Below are 3,869 nucleotides of genomic sequence, written 5' to 3'. Positions count from 1 at the left end.
CATGATACTGCTTGCTTCCGACATGATAGACTGCATCTTCCCATCTGCCTCCACTGTATGTCCCTGTATCTCTCCATATCTTGACTGGCTTATATTCCCTTGGATGAGACCAGATGTACTCCATCATATCTCTACTATGCTCATTCATATTTGTTACATACTGCTCTGTTAACTGTTTGGTTCCATATGAATAATTATAAATAGTATTAATCTTTGATGCAGTATTCACTCTTACACCTGGAAAGTTACAGGCCTGTGTTCTCACATAATTTAATAGTTCTATTGCCTTTGATATATACGTCTTATGGATAGTACTTGCACAACTATATCCTACGCTTGATTGTACAGCAGATTCATTCACATTTCCAGCATGTTTTATGGTTTCGCATATGATTTTATATTTTCCTACCAGTACAATTTCTGAGTCTTCTGATCTTATTATTCTTTTTAGTGAATAATTGATTGATATATAATCAAGATCCATTGTGTCACAATAAGCTTTGACTGCTTCATTCAAAAGACTCTTATCCATACTGTTATACTTTCTATATGCTTCATCTATTCCATGATTTTTGGCATATTCAACAAATGACTCTTTCTGTTTCTTCTGCTCTGCTGCCTTCTTTTTTGCAGATTCTTGTTTTTTCTTTTCTTGATCAACCTTATCTGCGACTTTCCTTATAGTGTTGCTTGATCTACTGATAATTGAATTGACAACATTCTTTACGACTTTGACTGCCTGCTGAATGATTTTCTTGTTTACAAAGTCTGCTGCCTTCTTAACTGTATTGACAATCGCCTTTGTAACAGTTTTAGCTCCATTATAGATTGTACTGATAGCCTTCTTTGCCCCATTATATATATCCGACACTACTTTTTGTATTCCATCCCATAAATCGCCCAGCCACGAATGTCCACTGGGATCCTTATACATAGATGGATTGTTCAATGCATAGATATACTGATTGTATTCACTTGCATTTCTCTCTCCCAGATAGTTATCTCTTGACAGGAAGCGTCCATTTGCTGTCTCATAGTATCTTGCTCTAAGATACTGGTAGTTGTACTCCGTATTCTCTCCTCTATAGGCATAGCTGTCATTGATATTCTCTAGACTTTTTCCAAAGTCATCATACGTAAAGATATGCTTATCCAGTCCATCATCACTGATGACACTTCCTTGTCTTTCAACTCCCTATCTTCATACTTATTGATTGTACCAAATAGCTAAAGACGAGTGTAATTCTTATGATTAACTTTAGTCAAGAAATACTCCAATGGCAATCCTAACAATCTACGTATTAACTCATCATCTTTGAGGATATCTAATACGACACTTAGATAATCAATCTTGATACTTAATTCTTTCTTTGATATGTTTATGTCCTCCTTGTCTTCCACACAGTAACTGCCCACAGAGAAGTGATTTGTTGCATATTTATAAAAATTTATCATATTATTTTAAATCATAAGATTCTACAACAAAGAACTTTGCAGTCGTAAATCAACTGCAAAGCCTTATGTAGAGACTATTTCCTGCTCTTTGGTCTGTATGTGTAGGGCGGTGTTACTAATGCGCCCTATAAGGATTGTCACTACGCTCCAATCCAAGCCACCTCCCTTGCTTACACTTCGTACGCTAGGAGTGGCTTGAAGCTTCAACTTCTTACCAGAGCTTCACAAAAAAGGAGCTTATAAAGCTCCGATTCTTAAACTAATATCAATTTATCGACTGCAAAATACTATCAGCTACAATCATACAATCTTCTATAGTATTTAAAAATACATCTTCACCAAACGTCTTTTTGAAGACATTGTAAATGATTTCTGATAAATATTGATGTTCAATATTTACTTTGTCTTCAATAACACTATATATTTTATTTATTTCATAATCGTATTCATCAGGCGGAGCAAATGGTAATAAATCAATAGGGTCCCATTCATCTATGATTTTCTTTATGCGTTCTTTTTTTATATTATTCATGCCTTTTACTTATCCTTCCTTTAAAAAATATTTAACGATGTAATCTTGAAAATGATTATTTACCTTTACCAAACAATTTATCTACGATCTCTAGCATATTAGCATCAAAATTTGCGCTTGACCAAGTTGTCACTAATTTCCCATTTGAAGTAACAACAGCAACACCATCACGAGAAACAAAAGCATATTTACCATTTCCTTGAGATAATGCTTTACCATTTGCTACATAGCTATCTACCATTTCTTGATTAATCCCACGTTTAACCATTGAGTCATTCGTAGCATGGTCAGCATATTGCTCCCAATCTACTTTTAAACTTGGCTTTTCTACATAAGTACCCATTTTACCAAAATCATCACCAAATTCAGCTCCACTAGCTCCCTGCGGGCTGGGTTTGACTACTTATTTTTTAAGTGGTCAAATACTGGATATGTCCTTATTTTACCACGTTTTCTTTGCTTTTTCATCTTCTCTTATGCACTTGCTTTACTTTCTTCTCTTTTGGTAGGTATTTGATAGGCTGTTTTCCTCTTCATCATACTGTAAATGATGTTCACTAATCTTCTCATGATACATAATAATGCTTGTATCTTTGTCTTTCCCTCTGCTATTTTGCATTCAAAATAAGCTCGCATAATTGGGTTGCGTGCTTCGCCTTTGGTATTTACCTGTATTTGTTGCATAGTTTAGAAAAGTTTTCTATTCTCTTCACAATGAAACACAAATGCAAATGTGAATTTGTCTACCATTTTAGAAAACATTTTATCTTTTCTACTATTATTACAAATGAAAGGTAACGAATTGGCAAGATTCTTAAAATTACTTACACTATTACTACTGTTGCAAAGACCTTAATTCCGTAAAATGAGCAAAACTTCATTAAACATTTATATTTACTCCTATTTTTTGGCATAAAACTGTGCAGTAAAAAAACAGGATTTAAGCCATTAAAATAACCTATTTCCTGTTTCTTGGTGTGTATGTGTAGGGCGGTGTTACTTGTCGCCCACACAAGGATTGTCAATAACGCTTCAATCCTCAAGCCCTTCCCTCTGCTTACACTTCGTACACAGAGAGGACTTGATTGAGTTGCAAATTCAACCTGTTAATTTTTGACAAAGAAAAAGAGCACTCTCACTATGAATACTCTTTCTCTGATGTATATTATTTAATTTTTAATTTCTCTAACAATAATACCTTTTTTAGTGGCGCAATCATTTATTTCTTTTATTAAATTATTTCTATAGATTGCTATTGCAGCATGTATCTCTCTTTCTCCATCCCCACCTTCATATTCGGGAAAAATAATATAATTGGTTTGGTCCATTTTTTTAATAATGAATTCATTCCCCTCAAATTCTCCATTTCTGATATGAAATGATGTGATGAACAAAATAATATCATCATATAACTCTTGCGTGTTAATTTCTGATTGTAAAAATCTTTCTAAAACGTTCATGATATTTTCCTTTCTATTTAACAGGAAATGCACTTAGCATACCTCCATCTTCTGATAAAACAATCTTAATTAGCGTTTCACCCTTAGTTCCAATAACTTTCCCTACATCAATAATAATTTCATAACTTTGAGACCCAAGCTTTGTTATGCCATTGTCTGCTATGGTTTTAATTGTTCCATTCTTTAACCCTTCTCTTAATATTACTTCTGCCTCTGCCTTGGAACCTCCTAGAAATTTAGTTCCATTACCACCACTAGTTGATAGATGTTTTGGCTTTACATAAGCATCATCAAGATTAAACCTTTTTAAGACATCTTTTCCTTTATTAAATATTGAATTAGCTCCACTAACTCCCTGATAGCCACCATTAGATGAAGAGGGAGGTGCATAGCCTGGACTTGTATTTCCTGATGAAGCATAT

At 33.9% G+C, this 3,869-nt stretch carries 3 protein-coding genes and 3 pseudogenes; all 6 read right to left on the bottom strand.

The window, feature by feature from the left end; genetic code table 11:
* Positions 1-934 (bottom strand): annotated as a pseudogene (locus tag AC5M21_RS15905) (hypothetical protein); the annotation flags it as partial.
* A gap of 36 nt (positions 935-970) precedes the next feature.
* A pseudogene (locus AC5M21_RS15900) lies at positions 971-1,105 on the bottom strand (hypothetical protein); the annotation flags it as partial.
* A 615-nt stretch (positions 1,106-1,720) separates the two neighbouring features.
* The gene (locus AC5M21_RS15895) at positions 1,721-1,987 is read right to left on the bottom strand and encodes a DUF1871 family protein (protein WP_008787400.1); all 267 of its coding nucleotides are present in this window, start codon (positions 1,985-1,987) and stop codon (positions 1,721-1,723) included.
* Positions 1,988-2,042: 55 nt separating this feature from the next.
* Entirely contained in the window at positions 2,043-2,330 is a 288-nt protein-coding gene (locus tag AC5M21_RS15890; protein ID WP_008787399.1) for a hypothetical protein, read from the bottom strand.
* Between the two features lie 826 nt (positions 2,331-3,156).
* Entirely contained in the window at positions 3,157-3,447 is a 291-nt protein-coding gene (locus AC5M21_RS15885) for a hypothetical protein (RefSeq protein ID WP_008787397.1), read from the bottom strand.
* A 13-nt stretch (positions 3,448-3,460) separates the two neighbouring features.
* Positions 3,461-3,869 (bottom strand): annotated as a pseudogene (locus AC5M21_RS15880) (hypothetical protein); the annotation flags it as partial.

It is taken from the genome of Coprobacillus sp. (assembly GCF_984815275.1).
Note: the sequence above shows the minus strand (reverse complement) of the source record. Positions and strands in the feature narration are given on the sequence as shown.